Below are 16,251 nucleotides of genomic sequence, written 5' to 3'. Positions count from 1 at the left end.
GGTAACCTTGACGGGTCGCGGAATGGCGAACGGGCGTCCGCGCCGCGCCCGGCGGCGCCGTTTCGCTTCCTCCCGTGCAACGGTTTGCGTTATGGTCCGCGCGGAGCCGGAGCGCCCGTGCAGACCGCACAACGCAATTCGCTGAGACTGCTGCAATGGATGATGGCCGCCGCGCTGGCCCTTCCGCTGGCGCTGTTCGTTTTTGCCTCCGCAATGTCCTGGATCTCGATCAGCGAGGCCGCCGACCGGGAGATCCAGCGCACGCTCGATGTCGCCCATGAGCATGCGCTGAAGGTGTTCGAGACCATCGATCGGGGCCTAGCCGAGGTCACCGAGGTCGTCCGCGGCATGGGCGATGCCGATATCGGCGCGCGCGAGAAGAGCCTGCACGAGCGGCTGCGGCAGGTCGCCATGGCGCTTCCCCAGGTGAAATCGGTCTGGGTGTTCGATGCCAACGGCCGTGCCCTCGTCAACAGCCTGGTGCAGCCGGCCCCCGACGTCGACTTCTCGGACCGGGATTACTTCCGGATCCATGCCCAGGGCGACATCGGCACCTATATCGGCGAGGTGCTGACGCCGCGGCCGCCCTATCAGGGCTCGCGGTTCTTCAGCGTCGGCCGGCGCCGCAACGGCGACGACGGCAGCTTTGCCGGCGTGATCCAGGCCTCCGTGCTTCCGGAATATTTCGAGAATTTCTACGCCAGGATCGGCCGCGAGCCGGGCAGCTTCCTGGCGCTGATCCGGACCGACGGCGCCGTGCTGGCGCATTTCCCTGCCGTTGGCCACGATGTCCGGTTCCAGCCGAGCGGCCCGCTCGGGCGGCAGATCGTAGCCAGTCCCGAGGCCGGGACGATGACGATCCAATCCCCAGCCGACGGCATCGAGCGGCGCATGCGCTATCAGCGGCTGGCGGAATACCCGGTCTATGTCAGTGCCGGCCTTGAAACCTCGGCGATCCAGTCGCGCTGGATGTCGACCATGGCCCAGCACCTGATCTTCGGGATCCCGGCCACCGCCCTGCTGTTCGGCCTGCTCGCACTCGCCTTCCGACGAACCCAGCGCCTGCAGGAGGAGGCCAACCGGCGCATCGAGGCCGAGGAGGCATTGCGGCATGGCCAGCGGCTCGAGGCACTCGGGCAGCTCACCGGCGGCGTCGCGCACGACTTCAACAACCTGCTCACCGTGATCCGCGCGTCGGTCGACATGTTGCGGCGGCCGGACCTGCCGGAGCCGCGGCGGCAGCGCTACATCGATGCGATCTCCAACACCGTGAACCGTGCCGCCAAGCTGACCAACCAGCTGCTTGCATTCGCGCGGCGGCAAACCCTCAAGCCCGAGGTGTTCGACGCCTGCCAGAATGTCCGCACCCTGAGCGAGATGATCGCAACCCTGATCGGCGCGCGCATCGAGATCACAGCGCAGGTGCCGGACGAGACCTGTCTCGTCAACGCCGATGCCGGCCAGTTCGAGACCGCCATCATCAACATGGCGGTGAACGCGCGCGACGCCATGGACGGCGTCGGCCGGCTCACGATCGCGGTCCGCGCCGTGGACAGACTGCCGTCCGCGACCAGCACGCCGCCGAACTCGCCCGGCCACGTCGCGGTGTCGGTGACCGACACCGGCGTCGGAATTCCACAGGAGCTGTTCGGCCGCATCTTCGAGCCGTTTTACACCACCAAGGAGGTCGGTCACGGCACCGGCCTTGGCCTGTCGCAGGTGTTCGGCTTCGCCAAGCAGTCCGGCGGCGAGGTGACCGTCACCAGCGAAGTCGGCAAGGGTGCGACATTCACGCTGTATCTGCCGCGCGTCGTCGGCGGGCATGGCGCGCGAGCGCAGCGCACCGAGGACGCGCCCTCGGTCGATCGGACCAACGCATCGGTCCTGATCGTCGAGGACAATGCCGAGGTCGGAAAGTTTGCCGCCGACACGCTGACCCAGCTCGGCTGCACCTGCGTGCTGGTGGACAACGCCACCCACGCGCTGGAGGAGCTCGCCGTCGACGCCGACCGGTTCGACCTGGTGTTCACCGACGTCGTGATGCCCGGCATGAGCGGCATCGAGCTTGCGGAAGAGATCCGCCGGCAGCGCCTCGATCTGCCGATCGTGCTCGCCTCCGGCTACAGCCAGGTGCTGTCGCAGCAGGGCAGCGGCGGCTTCGAGCTGCTGCAGAAGCCCTATTCGGCCGAGCAGCTCGCGCGCGTGCTGCACAAAGCAACGCGCTCGCGCCGGCTGAAGCGCGATCAGGCGCCGGCGGAGTGAGTTGCGCGGCACATCTCAAGCACGTTGTCGTCCTGGCGAAAGCCAGGACGACGATGAGGATAGGTCTCGTTTCAAGATATCGAATATCGGTGTCATCACCCGCGGGTGATCCAGTGTCCCAGAGACGGCTGTGCTTGAATCAAGAGGTCGCGGCGTACTGGATCGCCCGCATGCGCGGGCCTCAGTCCCTGAAGTCGTTGCAATCCGCGCGACTGACCGCCGGTCCCAGTGCGGAACCGGGTAATTTGCCTGGCGTTATCGTGCCATGGGCAAAGCTGAGGCAAAATCCAAATCGTCGGACGGGCCGTCGTCGGCCAGGACTTCATCGTCTCGGAAAGCGAGCGCAAAGGCGGCCGGTCAAGAGCGCAAGGATCCCGCGGCAAGCGAAGGGGATGAGAAGTCGGAATTCGTCGAGGTGATTGCCGAAGGCGGCGAGGATGTCGAACCGCCGCCGCCGGAAATCGTCGAACCCGATCCCGAATTGTCGGCCGAAGAAGCCGAACAGGCGCGCAAGGACTATTTGCTGACTCGGTTCTGGATCAGCGCGCGCGGCTATTGGGGCCGGAGCGGCGACCGGCTGGCGTGGCTGTTCACGATCGGCCTGCTGCTGCTGATCGTCGCCAATGTCGCCGTTCAGTACGGCATCAATGTCTGGAATCGCGCGATCTTCGATGCGATCGAAAAGCGCGACGCGGCCAGTGTCTTCCACCTGACGGCCATCTTCTTTCCGCTGGCGATCGGCAGCGTGCTGCTGGGGGTCGCCCAGGTGTTCGGCCGCATGGGTATCCAGCGGCGCTGGCGCGCCTGGCTGACCAACGCCGTCGTGTCGCGCTGGCTGACGAACGGCCGCTACTACCAGCTCAACCTCGTCGACGGCGATCACAAGAATCCGGAGTACCGGATCGCGGAGGATCTGCGGATCGCGACCGATTCTCCGGTCGACTTCATCGCCGGCGTGACGTCGGCGCTGCTCTCGGCCGTTACCTTCATCGTCGTGCTCTGGACCATCGGCGGCGCGCTGACGGTGACGCTCGGCGGCTCGTCGATCAGCATCCCGGGCTTCCTGGTTATTGCCGCGATCATCTATGCTGCGATCGCGTCGGGCTCGATCACGGCGATCGGCCGCAGCTTCGTGCAGATCTCCGAGGACAAGAACCAGGCGGAAGCGGAATTCCGCTACATACTGACCCGCGTGCGGGAGAATGGCGAAAGCATCGCGCTGCTCGGCGGCGAAACCGAGGAGCGCGACGGCATCGACAAGACGTTCTCGAATGTGTTGCGGCAATGGGCGCGGCTCGCTGGGCAGCACATGCGCACGACGCTGGTGTCGCAGGGATCTAACCTCATTGCGCCGGTGGTACCCTTGCTGCTGTGCGCGCCAAAATTCCTCGACGGCAGCATGTCGCTCGGCCAGGTGATGCAGGCGGCCTCGGCCTTCACCATCGTGCAGACCGCGTTCGGCTGGCTGGTCGACAACTATCCGCGGCTCGCCGACTGGAACGCCTGCGCCCGGCGCATCGCCTCGCTGATGACGTCGCTTGACGGGCTCGAACGCGCCGAGACCGGCGACGGCTTCGGCCGCATCGAGCGCGGCGAGACCGCGGGCGAGGCCATGCTGAGCCTCAACGATCTCTCCGTCACACTGGACGACGGCACCGCCGTGGTCGGCGAGACCGAAGTGGTGATCGAACCGGGGGAGCGGCTATTGGTCGCCGGCGAATCCGGCACCGGCAAGAGCACGCTGGTGCGCGCCATCGCCGGGCTGTGGCCGTGGGGCGGCGGCAGTATCGGCCTGCACGCGGACCGCCGATTGTTCATGCTGCCGCAAAAGCCCTACGTGCCCTCGGGCACGCTGCGGCGCGCGGTGGCCTATCCCGGCGCGGCGGAAGACTGGACCATCGATGAGATCAGCCGTGCCCTGCACAAGGTCGGCCTCGACCATCTCAAGGACAAGATCGAGGAGGACGCGCCGTGGGACCAGACCCTGTCCGGCGGTGAGAAGCAGCGGCTCGCCTTTGCCCGACTGCTGCTGCATGCCCCCGACATCGTCGTGCTCGACGAGGCGACGTCCGCGCTCGACGAGAAGAGCCAGGACAAGATGATGGAGACAGTGACGACGGAACTGCCGAAGGCGACTATCGTCAGCGTCGCCCACCGCGTCGAGCTCGAAGCGTTCCATAGCCGCAAGATCGTGCTGGAGCGCCGCAAGGGCGGCGCCAAACTGGTCAGCGACGTCGATCTGATCCCGCGCAAGGGCAAGCGAAGGCTGCTCGGCCGCTTCCTGCGGTAACGGCAGGCAGCGGGCAGGGCGGCGTAACGGGCGTTGGCGCTGCCGGCAAAACCGGCTATGCATGCCGCGCTTTCGACGAGGCCATGCGTGATCCCGAGCAACGACATATCGCCGGCGCCGTTCGGCGCCTTCGCGCCCAATGCGGCGCAGGCCGCCATCATCCGCCTGGCTCATGGCTCAGGATTGAAGCGCGGCGCGTTCCGGCCCTGGCTGTCAAAACTGGTCAATCTGTTCGGCGCGGGGCCGCTGGACGTGACCTATCAGGGCGCATCGTTCCGCTTTTATCATCAGCAAAGCGCGACCGAGCGCGGCGCGCTGTTCAATCCCGATTACAACCTTGAAGAACTCGCCTTCCTGCGGGCGCATGTCGGCGCGGATGGCACCTTCGTCGATCTCGGCGCCAATGTCGGCACCTATGCGCTGGCGCTGGCGCGCGACGTCGGGCCCGGTGGCAAGGTGATCGCGATCGAGCCGCATCCGGTGACGCATGCGCGGCTCAAGTTCAACACCCAGGCCTCCGGCTTTCCGCAGGTGCGCCTGGTTGCGGCGGCCGCCGGCCCGACCGATGGCGAACTGATGATCGAGACCGACGGCGACAATCTCGGCGCCAGCCACATCGTCACCGGCACGCCGACGGGCAAGGCGTTCAAGGTGCCGTCGCTGCGGCTGCAACGCATCCTCGACGAGGCCGGCGCGAGCAAGGTCGATGCGCTCAAGATCGACGTCGAGGGTTTCGAGGACCGCGTGCTGATCGGCTTCTTCCGCGACGCGCCGCAGTCGCTGTGGCCCGGCGCGGTGGTGATCGAGCATCTGTCGAAGGACGAGTGGACCGACGACTGCATTGCGGACATGCATGCGCGCGGTTACGTCGAGCACGGCCGGACGCGCAGCAACACGCTGCTGGTGCGGAGTTGAGACCTGGCCGCGGCTGAGGTTGCCCGGATGAAGCGCAGCGAAATCCGGGACCAGACCATCCGCGGCTAGAGCAGCCCCGGATTGCGCTTCGCTTCATCCGGGCTACGCTTCTGAGATCTGCTCCCTCTCCCGCTTGCGGAGGAGGTGCAACGAGTCTGTAGCGTCACACAACAAGGGAGGCTCGCGATGATCGACCATATCGGCTTTTCCGTCTCCGACTATCAACGCGCGAAGGCTTTCTACCAGACGGCGCTGGCGCCGCTCGGCTACGGCCTGATCATGGAAGTGCCCGCGGAGGTGACCGGGCACGCGCCCGCCGCGGGCTTCGGCGCCGACGGCAAGCCGGACTTCTGGATCGGCGGCGAAGGCGCAATGAACAAGCCGGTGCATATCGCCATCACGGCCAGGGACCGCGCTACCGTCGACGCCTTCTACAAGGCCGCGATGGCGGCCGGCGGCCGTGACAACGGCGCGCCCGGCATCCGTGCGCATTACCACCCGAACTATTACGGCGCATTCGTGCTCGATCCCGACGGCCACAATATCGAGGCGGTCTGCCACACGCCCGGGTGAAACATCGGAACGCCGCGGCGCGCGATCCGTTGTCGCTTCGAACTTCGATGGAGCGATCAATGCGCGCGACGCGATCTGGCGGCGGCAGCCGCGGGGCCTCGATATGATGCCGATCGAGCCTCCCGAGATTCCGCCGACGACGCCGGGCACACCGAGCGAACCGCCGCCGGGAATTCCGCCCGGCAGTCCGCGCCCCGAGATTCCGGAGCCGGTGCGCGAACCCGGCGAGCCGCCGCGACCGGACGAGTTGCCCGGCAAGACACCTGACGAATCACCGGTGCGCGGACCGCCTGGACCGTCCGGCCCGCCGCCTGCGACAGATCGACTCGCCGCCGGTGAGTCGCCCTTGCGCCCAAGTTCCACGTCGATTGCAAATGTGTAGGCGCGTTTCTTCTGAACGCGCGGTGAACAACCACACACGCAACCCGTTATAATGTCGAAATAAACTTCGCCGATGATTCGTGGCTCGCCACAATCCGGCCTAACGGCTGGCGGTTCATCGTCCTGCCGAATTGTTCGGTTCTCACTTTGCTTTCCTGCCCAGACTTTCCGCCGGGGACTCCTAGACAATGACAAAGCTTCGTCTCGTGCTGCTTGCCACGACTGCGCTGACGGTGATGCAATTCGCCACCTCAGCGTCGCACGCCCAAACTTCGCCGCTGGTCGTCGCACAGGCGCAGAAGGAAGAAACCGGACCTGACGGAAAGCCGAAGGCGCGGCCGGCGCCGGGCGCGCCGGGTGCGCCGGGTGCTCCCGCACGTCCCGCACCGCCGGCCGCAGCACCGCATCCGCAGGCGCCACCTCCCGCCGCGGCACCCGCGCATCCCGCTCCGCCGGCCGCAGCACCCGCGAAGCCGACCCCGCCTCCAGCCCCTGCCCGGCCCGAGCCGCCCGCAGCTGCACCGGCAAAGCCGACGCCGCCTCCGGCAGCCGCACCGCATCCGGCACCGCCGCCGGCTCCCGCACGGCCCGAGCCGCCTGCCGCGCGCCCGACGACGCCTCCGCCGTCGGCTGCTCCCGCACATCCCACACCGCCGCCGCCCGCGGCCGCACCCGCGAAGCCATCGCCGTCACCGGCACGGCCGGAGCCGCCCGCAGCAGCGCCTGCGAAGCCGACCCCGCCACCGCCGGCGGCCGCCCCCGCACATCCGACGCCACCGCCGCCGGCCGCAGCACCGCAGCGACCCGGCACGCCGCCGCCCGGCGCAGGACCCGCGCACACACCGCCGACGCCGGCGCCCGGCGCCACGCCGAATGCCGCGCCCGCAGCACGTCCCGGCACCCCGCCCACGGCGGCAACGCCGACACCGACGCCCGCAACGCCGGGAGCTCCGACAACGGCGCCGGCCGAACGCCGTCCCGGCGATCGTCCGGGTGGCGAACGCGGTGAACGTCCTGGCGGCGCCAAGCAACCGCCGGGCACGCCGCCCGCGGCGACGTCAACGCCCGCGCCTTCGGCAACGACAACGCCTCCGGCAGCAGGGGCACGACCGGGCACGCCGCCCGCCGCGACAGCTCCCGGTGCGACACCGACGCCGACACCTCCGGCAGCCGGCGCACAGCCCGCGCGTCCAGGCACCCCGCCTGCCGCAACAACGCCTCCGGCACCCGGCGCGACGCCGACGCCACCGGCGCCAGGTCAGCAGGGACGTCCGGCGACACCGCCCGGAACGCCGGCGACCCCGGGCGCGGCAATGGGCGCGCCCGGCGCGACCCCGGCTCCGGGTCAGCCGGCAGCACGTCCGGGCGTCGCGCCCGGCGTATCGCCAGCCCAGGGCGCCGCGATGGGCGCGCCCGCGCCATCGGTCGTCCCCGGCTCGGCCGCCGCAACGCCGCCGCCCGGCCGCGCGCAATATGCGCCGCCGACGGTTGCGCCCGCCTTCCGCGCCGCGCCTGCCGTCGCAGCGCCGCTGCCGCCGCCACCGCGCCATGACAACATCAAGCCGCTCGCGATCGGTGCCGCCGTCGGTGCCGGCGTGGTCGCCGGCGCCATCATCGGCGGCAGCATCGCCGACCTGCACAGCCAGCGCCAGGAGGTGGTCGAAGGCGGCCGCACCATCTACACCGAGCCGGACCGCGTCATCATCCGCGATCCCGGCGGCCAGGCCTATGTGCGCGGCGACGACGTCTATCGCTTCCGCTATGGCGCGCGCGACATCCGCACCGAGACGATCGGCGGCGAGACGCGGACGGTCGTGGTTCGTCCCGACGGCAGCGAGATCATCACCGTGGTCGGCTCCGACGGCCAGATGTTGCGCCGAATCCGCAGGGATACTGGCGGCCGCGAGGTCGTCATCATCGACAACAGCTATCGCGATCCGCGCGCAGTCGGTGGTTTCTATGTCGACGCCCCGCCGCCCGTGGTCAACATTCCCTACGATCGCTACATCGTCGACGCGCAGGACGCGTCGCCCGACGTGATCTACGAGACCATGGAGGCACCGCCGGTGCAGCGGATCGAACGGCGCTACTCGCTGGACGAGATCCGCTACAGCCCCAATGTCCGCATGCAGATGCCGAGCATCGACGTCAACACGATCAACTTCGACTCCGGATCGTGGACCATCCCACCGGACCAGGCGGCGAGGCTGCAGGTGATCGCCGACGGCCTCAACCGAGCCATCCAGCGCAACCCGCGCGAGGTGTTCCTGATCGAGGGCCACACGGATGCGACCGGCAACGACACCGACAATCTGTCACTGTCGGACCGCCGTGCGCAATCCGCCGCCGAGCTCTTGACGCAGCAGTTCGGTGTGCCGGCTGAGAACCTGACCTCGCAGGGCTATGGCTCTCAATATCCGAAGGAGCAGACCGACGGACCGAGCCGCATCAACCGGCGCGTCACCGTCCGCCGCATCACCCCGCTGCTCAACGGCGGCACCGCCTCGGCCGCGCCGCCGCGCTGAGCCGGCGCGCTGAGCCGGCGCGACATGACGGAATGGCCGGGAGCGATCCCGGCCATTTTTGTTTGCTCTCCTTCCCCCTGAAAGGGGAAGGTCGGGATGGGGGTCAGCCGCAGGTGACGGTGGCTGCGGAGAGAGCAGATCCCCACCCGCTTTGCTCTGGCGAGCAAAGCGACCTCCCCTTTTCAAGGGGAGGTTGGAGAAGCGTCGCCCCCGCAAGCGGGAGAGGTACAGCGGGCATGCTGATCGACCCAATCTCATCATTCGTTACTTCCCCTCGCCCAGTCCCAGCGCCTCGACCATCACGCGGAACACCTCGGTGTTGTCCATCGAGCCGTGGACGCGCTCGCTGCCCGGGCCCGTCGCGGTGAGAATGACGTCCTCGCCGGAATGCACGCTGGCGCCGATCATCGCCGGCAGATTGCCGAAGCGCAGCACGACGCCGGGGACATCCTTGTACTTGTCATTGGCCTTGAACGTGTCGGGCTGGTCGGCCTTCACGGTCGGCTCGTTCGGATCGTCGAGTTTCGGGCGGAACGTCTCGTAGTGATCTGGCAGGCTGGCGGAGAAGATTGCAAGCCGCCGGCTGACATCGACGCGTGACGGATAACCTTCGGCGTCCGGCGCCGGATAATTCGGGAACCCGGCTTTCTCGTAGACACCGACGCGCTCGCGCAGCGGCACGTTGGGTGTCGCCGCCATGTCGTCATTGATGGTGCCGACCAGGCTGTTCGGATGGTTGTGGTCGGCCACGACCAGGATCAGCGTGTCGTCGTTGCGCGCTTTCGCCCAGTCCTTTGCCAGCCGCACCGCATTGTCGAGCATGATGGTGTCGTAGACCGCGCGCTCCATGTCGAGCAGATGGGCGTATTTGTCGATCAGGCCGGACTCGACCATCAGGAAGAAACCGGCCTCGTGTTTCGACAGCACCGTGAGCGCGGCCTGGACCTGCTCGGTCAGGTCCGGCTGCTCGGGGAATTTCCTGACGCCGCCGCCCCTCAGGAACTTGCGGTCGAGCGCGCCGTCCATGTTGCCGGCGGCGAACAGGCCGAGCAGTTGGCGGGTGTCCGGTTTGGCCGCGAGCGTGGCGAGTTCGCCTGCGGTCGTCGCGACCGGATAGCCGGCGTCGCGGAAGCGCGCGAGATAGTCGACATCGTCCTTGCGTTTCGATCCGGACGCGGATTGCGGCAGGAAGTTCGCGGAGCCGCCGCCCATCAGCACGTCGGGCTTCGCGTCGAAATATTGCGCGACGATCGCGTCATAGGCGGCGCGGCGGCGGGTATGCGCAACCATCGCCGCCGGGGTCGCGTCCTCGACCTCGGTGTTGGTGACGATGCCGACGGCGAGGCCCGCCCGCCGCTTGGCAAGACTCGCGATGGTCTCGACCCTGGGATCGTCGAGCGGATCGGGCGTGCGATCGGCGTAGACGCCGAGCGCATTGACCGCGGCCTTGTGGCCGGTGGCGTAGGCGCTCGCGGCATTCGCCGAATCGGTGATGATCGAGTCCGAGCCGGCGGTCGCGACCAGCGCCATATGCGGCATGTCGTCGATCGCGAGCTTGCCGCGGCTCTTGCCCTTCGCGATTCCCTTGGAGAGGATTCGCGCGGCGACGCGATGCGACGGCGACATCCCGTCGCCGATGAACAGGATCACGTTCCTGGCCTTGCGTGCCCCGGTGTCGTAGACGGTCCAGCTCACGGTCCGGCTCTGCGTGCCGTCACTGACTTCGACGGCGACCTGCCCAGGCTTGACGAGCGAGACATCGCGCAGCAACAGCGCCGACTGCTCCCGGCCGGCCTCGTGCGCGGTGAATGTGCCGCCCTGGCCGAACACCGCGGCATAGTCCGCGCCGTTCAGCGTGACCTTGAGCTTTGCTTGATCGACCAATTCCGGAAGCTCGACCTTGAAGTCGAATTTGGCGCCGACGAGGATATCGGCGCGATCGATCGGATAGATCGTCTGGGCGAACGCCGGCGCTGCCGACAACACCAGCGTGACGGCCACGCCGGCAACTCGCTTGATCATGATCGATGCTCCGCCCTTGCGCATCATGCGCATCGGGGCGGAGGCTAGTGGCGGCGGATGACGGCGCAATGAGGCGGCGCCGGGGCGTATTGCCGCAAGGGCCGGCGCGATTTCAGCGCGCCATCTGCTGCGGATCGTAGAAGAAGCGCTCTTCGACGAGTTCATCGCCGCGCCAGGTCTGCCAGGCGACCTCCTCCATGCTGCGGACCCTGCCGTCCTTGCCGGTGAATTCGAAGCGCCAGCAGATCGCCGAATGATCGCCGTCAAGCAGGAGCGGCCCGAGCCGCGTGGTCTTGACGCCGGCGACCGCGGCCAGCACCGCCGCCTCGCGCGCCGCCAGCGCCTCGCGGCCGACCCGCCACTCGCCGTCGTTCTCCTGGGTGCGGGCATCGACTGAATAGAAGTTCCTGATCGCGCCGACATGGTCGTTGGACTCGACCGTGTCAGCGAAGGCTTGCAACGTCCTAAGCGAGGGCATCGAGCATTCTCCATTTACCGACTTATAGTCGGTATTTATCGACTGGTAGTCGGTAAGTCAATTGGCTTGCGTCTGGAACTGGGCTAGAGATGCGCCATGGCAACCCAGGCCGAACGGCGCGAGAAAACCAGAGCCGCCATCGTCAAGGCGGCGCGGCGCATTTTTGGCGAGCGCGGCTTCGCCGCTGCGACGATGGACGACATCGCCGCCGGCGCGCGTGTCGCCAAGGGCGCGGTCTATCATCACTTCGCGACCAAGGAGGCGGTGTTCGAGGCGGTGTTCGAGCAGGTGTCGATCGACCTTGTTGCCGATCTCGACCGCATCTCGCGCGCCGAGAACGATCCGCTGGCGGCGATGGCGGCGGGCACGCAGGGCTATTTCGCGGCGTGCTCGAAAGGCCCGACCGGCCAGATCATCTTGCGCGACGGCCCCGCCGTGCTCGGCTGGGAACGCTGGCGCGAGATCGACGCCAAGCATTTCGGCGGCAAGTTTCCGCGCGCGCTGGCCGCCGCGATGGATGCCGGCGTGATCGCCAAGCAGCCGATCGAGCCGCTGGCGCGGCTGCTGCTCGGCGCGGTGACGGAAGCCGCGGTTGCGGTCTCCGCGGGGCCGGATATCGGCAAGACCGGCACCGATTACGCGCGCGCGTTCCGCTCGCTGCTGGATGCGCTCAGGGTGAAGTAGGCAGGCCTCTCTCCCCACGTCGTCCCGGCGAAGGCCGGGAGGTGGATTCACATTCGAAGTGCAACACTTGAGCAAAGGACTCGGCAGGCGTGCGGTAGTCAAGGCATTTGCGCGGGGTGTTGTTGTAGGCGGCGATGAACTGGCGGAACTTGGCGGTCGAGAGGGTTAGAAGATCCGTCTTGCGGGGAATAAAGCGGCGCATCCTGCCGATGGCGTTCTCGATGCCACCCTTCTGCCAGGGGGCATGGGGATCGCAGAAGAAGGTCGCGATCGAGAGGCGGTGCAGCGCCAGGTGACCGGCGAACTCGGTGCCGTTGTCGAAGGTAACGCTCTGGCGCAGCTCTTGTGGAAGGGGCGCGAAGAAGCCCACGAGATGGCGGGCGACACCGCGCGCGACCTTGCTGGCAAGGCGGATGCCGAGCAGCAGCCGCGAGGTGCGTTCGTGCACGGTCAGCACGGCCTGACCGTATTTCGAGAACATCATCAGGTCGGCCTCCCAGTGTCCGGGCACGCTGCGGTCGGCCGCTTCGAGCGGCCGATTTGCCAAGGATACACGGCCTTCGATGAAGCTTGCGGGGCTGCCGCCCCGCTTGCCGCGGCAGCCGCGCTTGCTCTTGGCGCGCGGCAGATAGCGCCGCCAGTTGAAGTCCGTGGTGCGCCTGAGTTGGCGATAGATGAAGCGGTAGATGGTCTCGTGGGAGATCACCTTGCGCCCGTACTCGCGGGCCAGCCGGCCAGCGACCTGCTCGGGCGACCAGCCGCGGCGAAGGCGTTGCAACACCGCGCGGCGCAGGCCGGGCTCCCGTTCGAGGCGTCCGCCCGTCCAGCGCCGCGCTCGCATCTGGTGCTGGGCATAGCTCGGCTTGTAGCCGACCTGGCTCCCCCGATTGCGCCTCAGTTCCCGAGAGATCGTTGATGGCGAGCGATCCAGAGCTGCCGCGATTTGCCGGACCGAGCTGCCATTGGCCGATCGGCAGGCAATCTCGCATCGGTCGTCCAGAGAGAGCTGCTTGTAAGTCCGCCCCATGGCAACACCTCCTCAAGGAAGTGTTGCACTTCGTTTGTGAACTCAGGGGACCCATAACCACAGGGAGGAGTCGTGGAAGCGCGCTGGAGCACCAGCGTGCTTCATAACCATGGCCGGTGGTTATGGGTCCCGGGTCGCGCTTCGCTTGCCCGGGACGACAAGGCGAGAGGGTGCCGCCTCAGTCCTTGTCGTTCTCGAGCTGGAAGATCTGCGAGCCTTCGTCGCTCGAGATGAGGCCGGTCTTGTTGTACAGGCCGAGCTTGGCGCGGGTGTCAGCAATGTCGAGGTTGCGCATCGTCAGCTGGCCGATGCGGTCGGCCGGCGTGAAGGCGGCGTCCTCGACCTTCTCCATGCTGAGCCGCTCCGGCGCATAGGTGAGGTTCGGGCTCTCGGTGTTTGATATCGAGTAGTCGTTGCCGCGGCGCAGCTCGAGCGTCACCTCGCCGGTGACGGCGCGTGCCACCCAGCGCTGCGCGGTCTCGCGCAGCATCAAGGCCTGCGAATCGAACCAGCGGCCCTGATAGAGCAAGCGGCCGAGCCGCATGCCGCTGATGCGGTACTGCTCGATCGTATCCTCGTTGTGGATGCCGGTGACGAGGCGCTCATAGGCGATGTGCAAGAGTGCCATGCCGGGCGCCTCATAGATGCCGCGGCTCTTCGCTTCGATGATGCGGTTCTCGATCTGGTCACTCATGCCGAGGCCGTGGCGGCCGCCGATCGCATTGGCCTCGAGGAACAGCGCGACCGGATCTGCAAACGTCTTGCCGTTCAGCGCGACCGGCTGCCCCTCCTCGAAGCGCACCACGACCTTCTCGGCCTTGACGTCGCAATCGGCGCGCCAGAACGGCACGCCCATGATCGGGTTGACGATGGTGATGCCGCTCGCAAGGCTCTCGAGATCCTTGGCCTCATGCGTCGCGCCGAGCAGATTGCTGTCGGTCGAATAGGCCTTCTCCGCGCTCATCTTGTAGGCGAAGCCTTGCGCGGTCATGAACGCCGACATCTCGGCGCGGCCGCCGAGCTCGTCGATGAACTGCTGGTCGAGCCAGGGCTTGTAGATGCGCAGGCTCGGGTTGGTCAGCAGGCCGTAGCGATAGAAGCGCTCGATGTCGTTGCCCTTGAAGGTCGAGCCGTCGCCCCAGATGTTGACGCCGTCCTCCTGCATCGCCGCGACCAGCATCGTGCCGGTCACCGCGCGGCCGAGCGGCGTGGTGTTGAAATAGGTGATGCCGCCGGTCGAGATGTGGAACGCGCCGGACTGGATCGCGGCGATGCCCTCATGGACCAGCTGGGTGCGGCAATCGACGAGGCGGGCCTTCTCGGCGCCGAAATCCACCGCCTTGCGCGGGATCGCGTCGTAGTCGGCCTCGTCGGGCTGGCCGAGATTGGCGGTATAGGCGAAGACCTTGGCGCCTTTCAGCTTCATCCAGAGCAGCGCCGCCGACGTGTCGAGCCCGCCCGAGAACGCGATGCCGACTTTTTCGCCAGTGGGCAGGCTTTTCAGAATCGTACTCATGGGACGGTCCAATCGGTCGAAATCAATGATGTTTCCGGGGTGGCGATATCAAATTTCCGAACGCTGAGCACGCCTTTAATCAGGCCCAAATCAGGCCTCGGTCTGGCTGGACGCCGCCTTGCCGCCCCGGCGCCAGCGCTGCATCCACCGGTAGCCGGGCATCGCAAGGCGCGTCAGCGCGGCATCGACCTGGGCGTCAGTCAGCCGGGTCGCTGCCCAGCGGTAGATCAGCGCGTAGAACAGCCAGACCGTGAAGAACGACACCAGGCCCGCGATCGCCACATCGGTGAAGAAATGGCCGCCAAAGGCCATGCGAAGCCCGCTGGTGACGATGCCGAACACGGTGGCCCCGGCAAAGGCCAGCGGCCGCCACGCGGGCGGCGTCAGCGCCGCCGGTGCATAGGTCCAGAACGCGGTGGCGCCCTCGCCGGAGAAGAACGAGCAGTTGCGCGGGCAGCCGCCGCGCGGGTCCCACCACGGCATGAATTGCAGGTCGCCGCCGAACTGCGTCACGAACACCGGCCGCGGCCGGCCCCAATAATTCTTGAAGGTGAAATTGGTGAGCACGCCGGCCGAGAGCAGCATCGTGGTGAGCAGGAACACCGCGGCGCGGCCGGACATCAGCATCGGCCGGTCCGGGCGGATGAATTTCCAGACGATGGTCACGATCGCCGGCAGCACCAGCGCCCAGGCGATCCACATCGCCGCATCGCGCGCGAACGACGCCACCGCGTCGAGCTTCAGCGGGAAGGTTTTCTGCGCCACATCGTAGAACAGCGCCGCCAGCTTCAGGTCGAGCTCGGGATAGATCCCGAACAGGATGCCGATGATGAGCGCCAGCCCCAGCGCAATGAAAAGTCCGGTCCGGTTCATGGCGCGCGGTTTAGCCGAGGCGGATGAGCATGGGAAGTGACGTCATCCCCGCGCAACGGCTTCGCCGTTGTCGCTGGAGGTGCGAGCTCTTGCGAGCCCCGAAGGATGCGGTCTTGCTGCGGCCCATCCTTCGAGACACCGTGCTGCGCACGGTTCCTCAGGATGACGGCGGTGTTTGCGGCCGCCGTTGCGACGGCAATGGCGGGGGCGGCGGCAACGGTCGCGCCGGCTCGCGCCAGGCGCCGGCGGTGCGGCCGGCGATCAGCCAGTAGACCAGGCCCGCGACGATGCCGGCCCCGGTCATGATCTCCATGTGCCGGCGCACGATGCCATGGAATTGCATCATGTCGGGATCGAACGGAACCAGGCCGAGATAGCACGCCGCGCCGACGATCGCTCCGCCGACGGCATAGGCCAGCACGCTCCGGATGAAGAACGCCTCGGTGATCAGCACCACGATCAACGCCGGCAGCAGCGCAAAGCCTGAGATAAAGATGAACCCGAAGCCGAGCACAACGTTGATCGCGCTCTGGTCGATCTGCCCGCCGAAATCGCTGATCTCGGGATACAGCACCGCGACGACCACGATGATCCCTGCCACGAAGCAGGCCATCAGGAAGCCGAAGGCGACGACGAACAGGCGGCCGATCAGGGCCATGCTACGACCTCCCCGTCATTGCGAGCGGAGCGAAGCAATCCATCTCG

The 16,251-nt window shown here is 67.3% G+C and carries 13 protein-coding genes; 7 read left to right on the top strand and 6 right to left on the bottom strand.

Annotated elements, in window-relative coordinates; genetic code table 11:
- Window positions 1-117 precede the first annotated feature (117 nt).
- From J2R76_RS28725 to J2R76_RS28700, 6 genes are all read left to right on the top strand, one after another.
- The gene (locus J2R76_RS28725; RefSeq protein ID WP_076834716.1) at window positions 118-2,262 is read left to right on the top strand and encodes a hybrid sensor histidine kinase/response regulator; all 2,145 of its coding nucleotides are present in this window, start codon (window positions 118-120) and stop codon (window positions 2,260-2,262) included.
- A 265-nt stretch (window positions 2,263-2,527) separates the two neighbouring features.
- Window positions 2,528-4,552 (top strand): ABC transporter ATP-binding protein/permease, encoded by a 2,025-nt coding sequence (locus J2R76_RS28720; protein ID WP_194295430.1) that lies wholly within the window; start codon window positions 2,528-2,530, stop codon window positions 4,550-4,552.
- 57 nt (window positions 4,553-4,609) lie between these two features.
- Entirely contained in the window at window positions 4,610-5,467 is an 858-nt protein-coding gene (locus tag J2R76_RS28715; RefSeq protein WP_141341395.1) for an FkbM family methyltransferase, read from the top strand.
- Between the two features lie 186 nt (window positions 5,468-5,653).
- The gene (locus J2R76_RS28710; RefSeq protein ID WP_057021286.1) at window positions 5,654-6,040 is read left to right on the top strand and encodes a VOC family protein; all 387 of its coding nucleotides are present in this window, start codon (window positions 5,654-5,656) and stop codon (window positions 6,038-6,040) included.
- A gap of 106 nt (window positions 6,041-6,146) precedes the next feature.
- Window positions 6,147-6,422, top strand: a complete 276-nt coding sequence (locus J2R76_RS28705) for a hypothetical protein (RefSeq protein ID WP_076834722.1) — start codon at window positions 6,147-6,149, stop codon at window positions 6,420-6,422.
- Between the two features lie 187 nt (window positions 6,423-6,609).
- Window positions 6,610-8,946 (top strand): OmpA family protein, encoded by a 2,337-nt coding sequence (locus tag J2R76_RS28700; RefSeq protein WP_253625286.1) that lies wholly within the window; start codon window positions 6,610-6,612, stop codon window positions 8,944-8,946.
- Window positions 8,947-9,210: 264 nt separating this feature from the next.
- On the opposite strand, the gene J2R76_RS28695 is transcribed toward J2R76_RS28700, so the two are convergent.
- Entirely contained in the window at window positions 9,211-10,968 is a 1,758-nt protein-coding gene (locus J2R76_RS28695) for an alkaline phosphatase (protein WP_253625285.1), read from the bottom strand.
- Between the two features lie 112 nt (window positions 10,969-11,080).
- Complete coding sequence (locus J2R76_RS28690; protein ID WP_076834697.1) at window positions 11,081-11,446, bottom strand: polyketide cyclase; 366 nt, start codon at window positions 11,444-11,446, stop codon at window positions 11,081-11,083.
- A 96-nt stretch (window positions 11,447-11,542) separates the two neighbouring features.
- On the opposite strand from J2R76_RS28690, the gene J2R76_RS28685 reads away from it, so the two are divergent.
- Window positions 11,543-12,130, top strand: coding sequence for a TetR/AcrR family transcriptional regulator (locus J2R76_RS28685; protein ID WP_076834698.1), 588 nt, complete (start codon window positions 11,543-11,545; stop codon window positions 12,128-12,130).
- On the opposite strand, the gene J2R76_RS28680 is transcribed toward J2R76_RS28685, so the two are convergent.
- The 4 genes from J2R76_RS28680 to J2R76_RS28665 form a co-directional block, all read right to left on the bottom strand.
- Complete coding sequence (locus tag J2R76_RS28680) at window positions 12,117-13,157, bottom strand: IS30 family transposase (protein ID WP_253625284.1); 1,041 nt, start codon at window positions 13,155-13,157, stop codon at window positions 12,117-12,119. The two genes, J2R76_RS28685 and J2R76_RS28680, sit on opposite strands and share 14 nt — an antisense overlap.
- 178 nt (window positions 13,158-13,335) lie before the next feature.
- Complete coding sequence (argG, locus tag J2R76_RS28675; protein ID WP_076834961.1) at window positions 13,336-14,673, bottom strand: argininosuccinate synthase; 1,338 nt, start codon at window positions 14,671-14,673, stop codon at window positions 13,336-13,338.
- Window positions 14,674-14,763: 90 nt separating this feature from the next.
- Window positions 14,764-15,546: a phosphatase PAP2 family protein gene (locus J2R76_RS28670; protein ID WP_076834962.1), complete on the bottom strand. Its 783-nt coding sequence runs from the start codon at window positions 15,544-15,546 to the stop codon at window positions 14,764-14,766.
- A gap of 157 nt (window positions 15,547-15,703) precedes the next feature.
- The gene (locus J2R76_RS28665; protein ID WP_076834963.1) at window positions 15,704-16,204 is read right to left on the bottom strand and encodes a hypothetical protein; all 501 of its coding nucleotides are present in this window, start codon (window positions 16,202-16,204) and stop codon (window positions 15,704-15,706) included.
- Window positions 16,205-16,251: the final 47 nt, after the last annotated feature.

This window comes from Bradyrhizobium sp. USDA 4532, assembly GCF_024171315.1.
Lineage (GTDB): Bacteria > Pseudomonadota > Alphaproteobacteria > Rhizobiales > Xanthobacteraceae > Bradyrhizobium > Bradyrhizobium australafricanum.
Note: the sequence above shows the minus strand (reverse complement) of the source record. Positions and strands in the feature narration are given on the sequence as shown.

Excerpts from the sequence above, each read along its gene's own strand:
- J2R76_RS28685 (WP_076834698.1), top strand. The coding sequence starts at position 11,543 with ATGGCAACCCAGGCCGAACGGCGCGAGAAAACCAGAGCCGCCATCGTC.
- J2R76_RS28710 (WP_057021286.1), top strand. The coding sequence starts at position 5,654 with ATGATCGACCATATCGGCTTTTCCGTCTCCGACTATCAACGCGCGAAG.
- J2R76_RS28690 (WP_076834697.1), bottom strand. The coding sequence starts at position 11,446 with ATGCCCTCGCTTAGGACGTTGCAAGCCTTCGCTGACACGGTCGAGTCC.
- J2R76_RS28700 (WP_253625286.1), top strand. The coding sequence starts at position 6,610 with ATGACAAAGCTTCGTCTCGTGCTGCTTGCCACGACTGCGCTGACGGTG.
- J2R76_RS28720 (WP_194295430.1), top strand. The coding sequence starts at position 2,528 with ATGGGCAAAGCTGAGGCAAAATCCAAATCGTCGGACGGGCCGTCGTCG.
- J2R76_RS28680 (WP_253625284.1), bottom strand. The coding sequence starts at position 13,157 with ATGGGGCGGACTTACAAGCAGCTCTCTCTGGACGACCGATGCGAGATT.
- J2R76_RS28705 (WP_076834722.1), top strand. The coding sequence starts at position 6,147 with ATGCCGATCGAGCCTCCCGAGATTCCGCCGACGACGCCGGGCACACCG.
- J2R76_RS28715 (WP_141341395.1), top strand. The coding sequence starts at position 4,610 with ATGCATGCCGCGCTTTCGACGAGGCCATGCGTGATCCCGAGCAACGAC.
- J2R76_RS28695 (WP_253625285.1), bottom strand. The coding sequence starts at position 10,968 with ATGATCAAGCGAGTTGCCGGCGTGGCCGTCACGCTGGTGTTGTCGGCA.
- J2R76_RS28665 (WP_076834963.1), bottom strand. The coding sequence starts at position 16,204 with ATGGCCCTGATCGGCCGCCTGTTCGTCGTCGCCTTCGGCTTCCTGATG.
- J2R76_RS28670 (WP_076834962.1), bottom strand. The coding sequence starts at position 15,546 with ATGAACCGGACCGGACTTTTCATTGCGCTGGGGCTGGCGCTCATCATC.
- argG (WP_076834961.1), bottom strand. The coding sequence starts at position 14,673 with ATGAGTACGATTCTGAAAAGCCTGCCCACTGGCGAAAAAGTCGGCATC.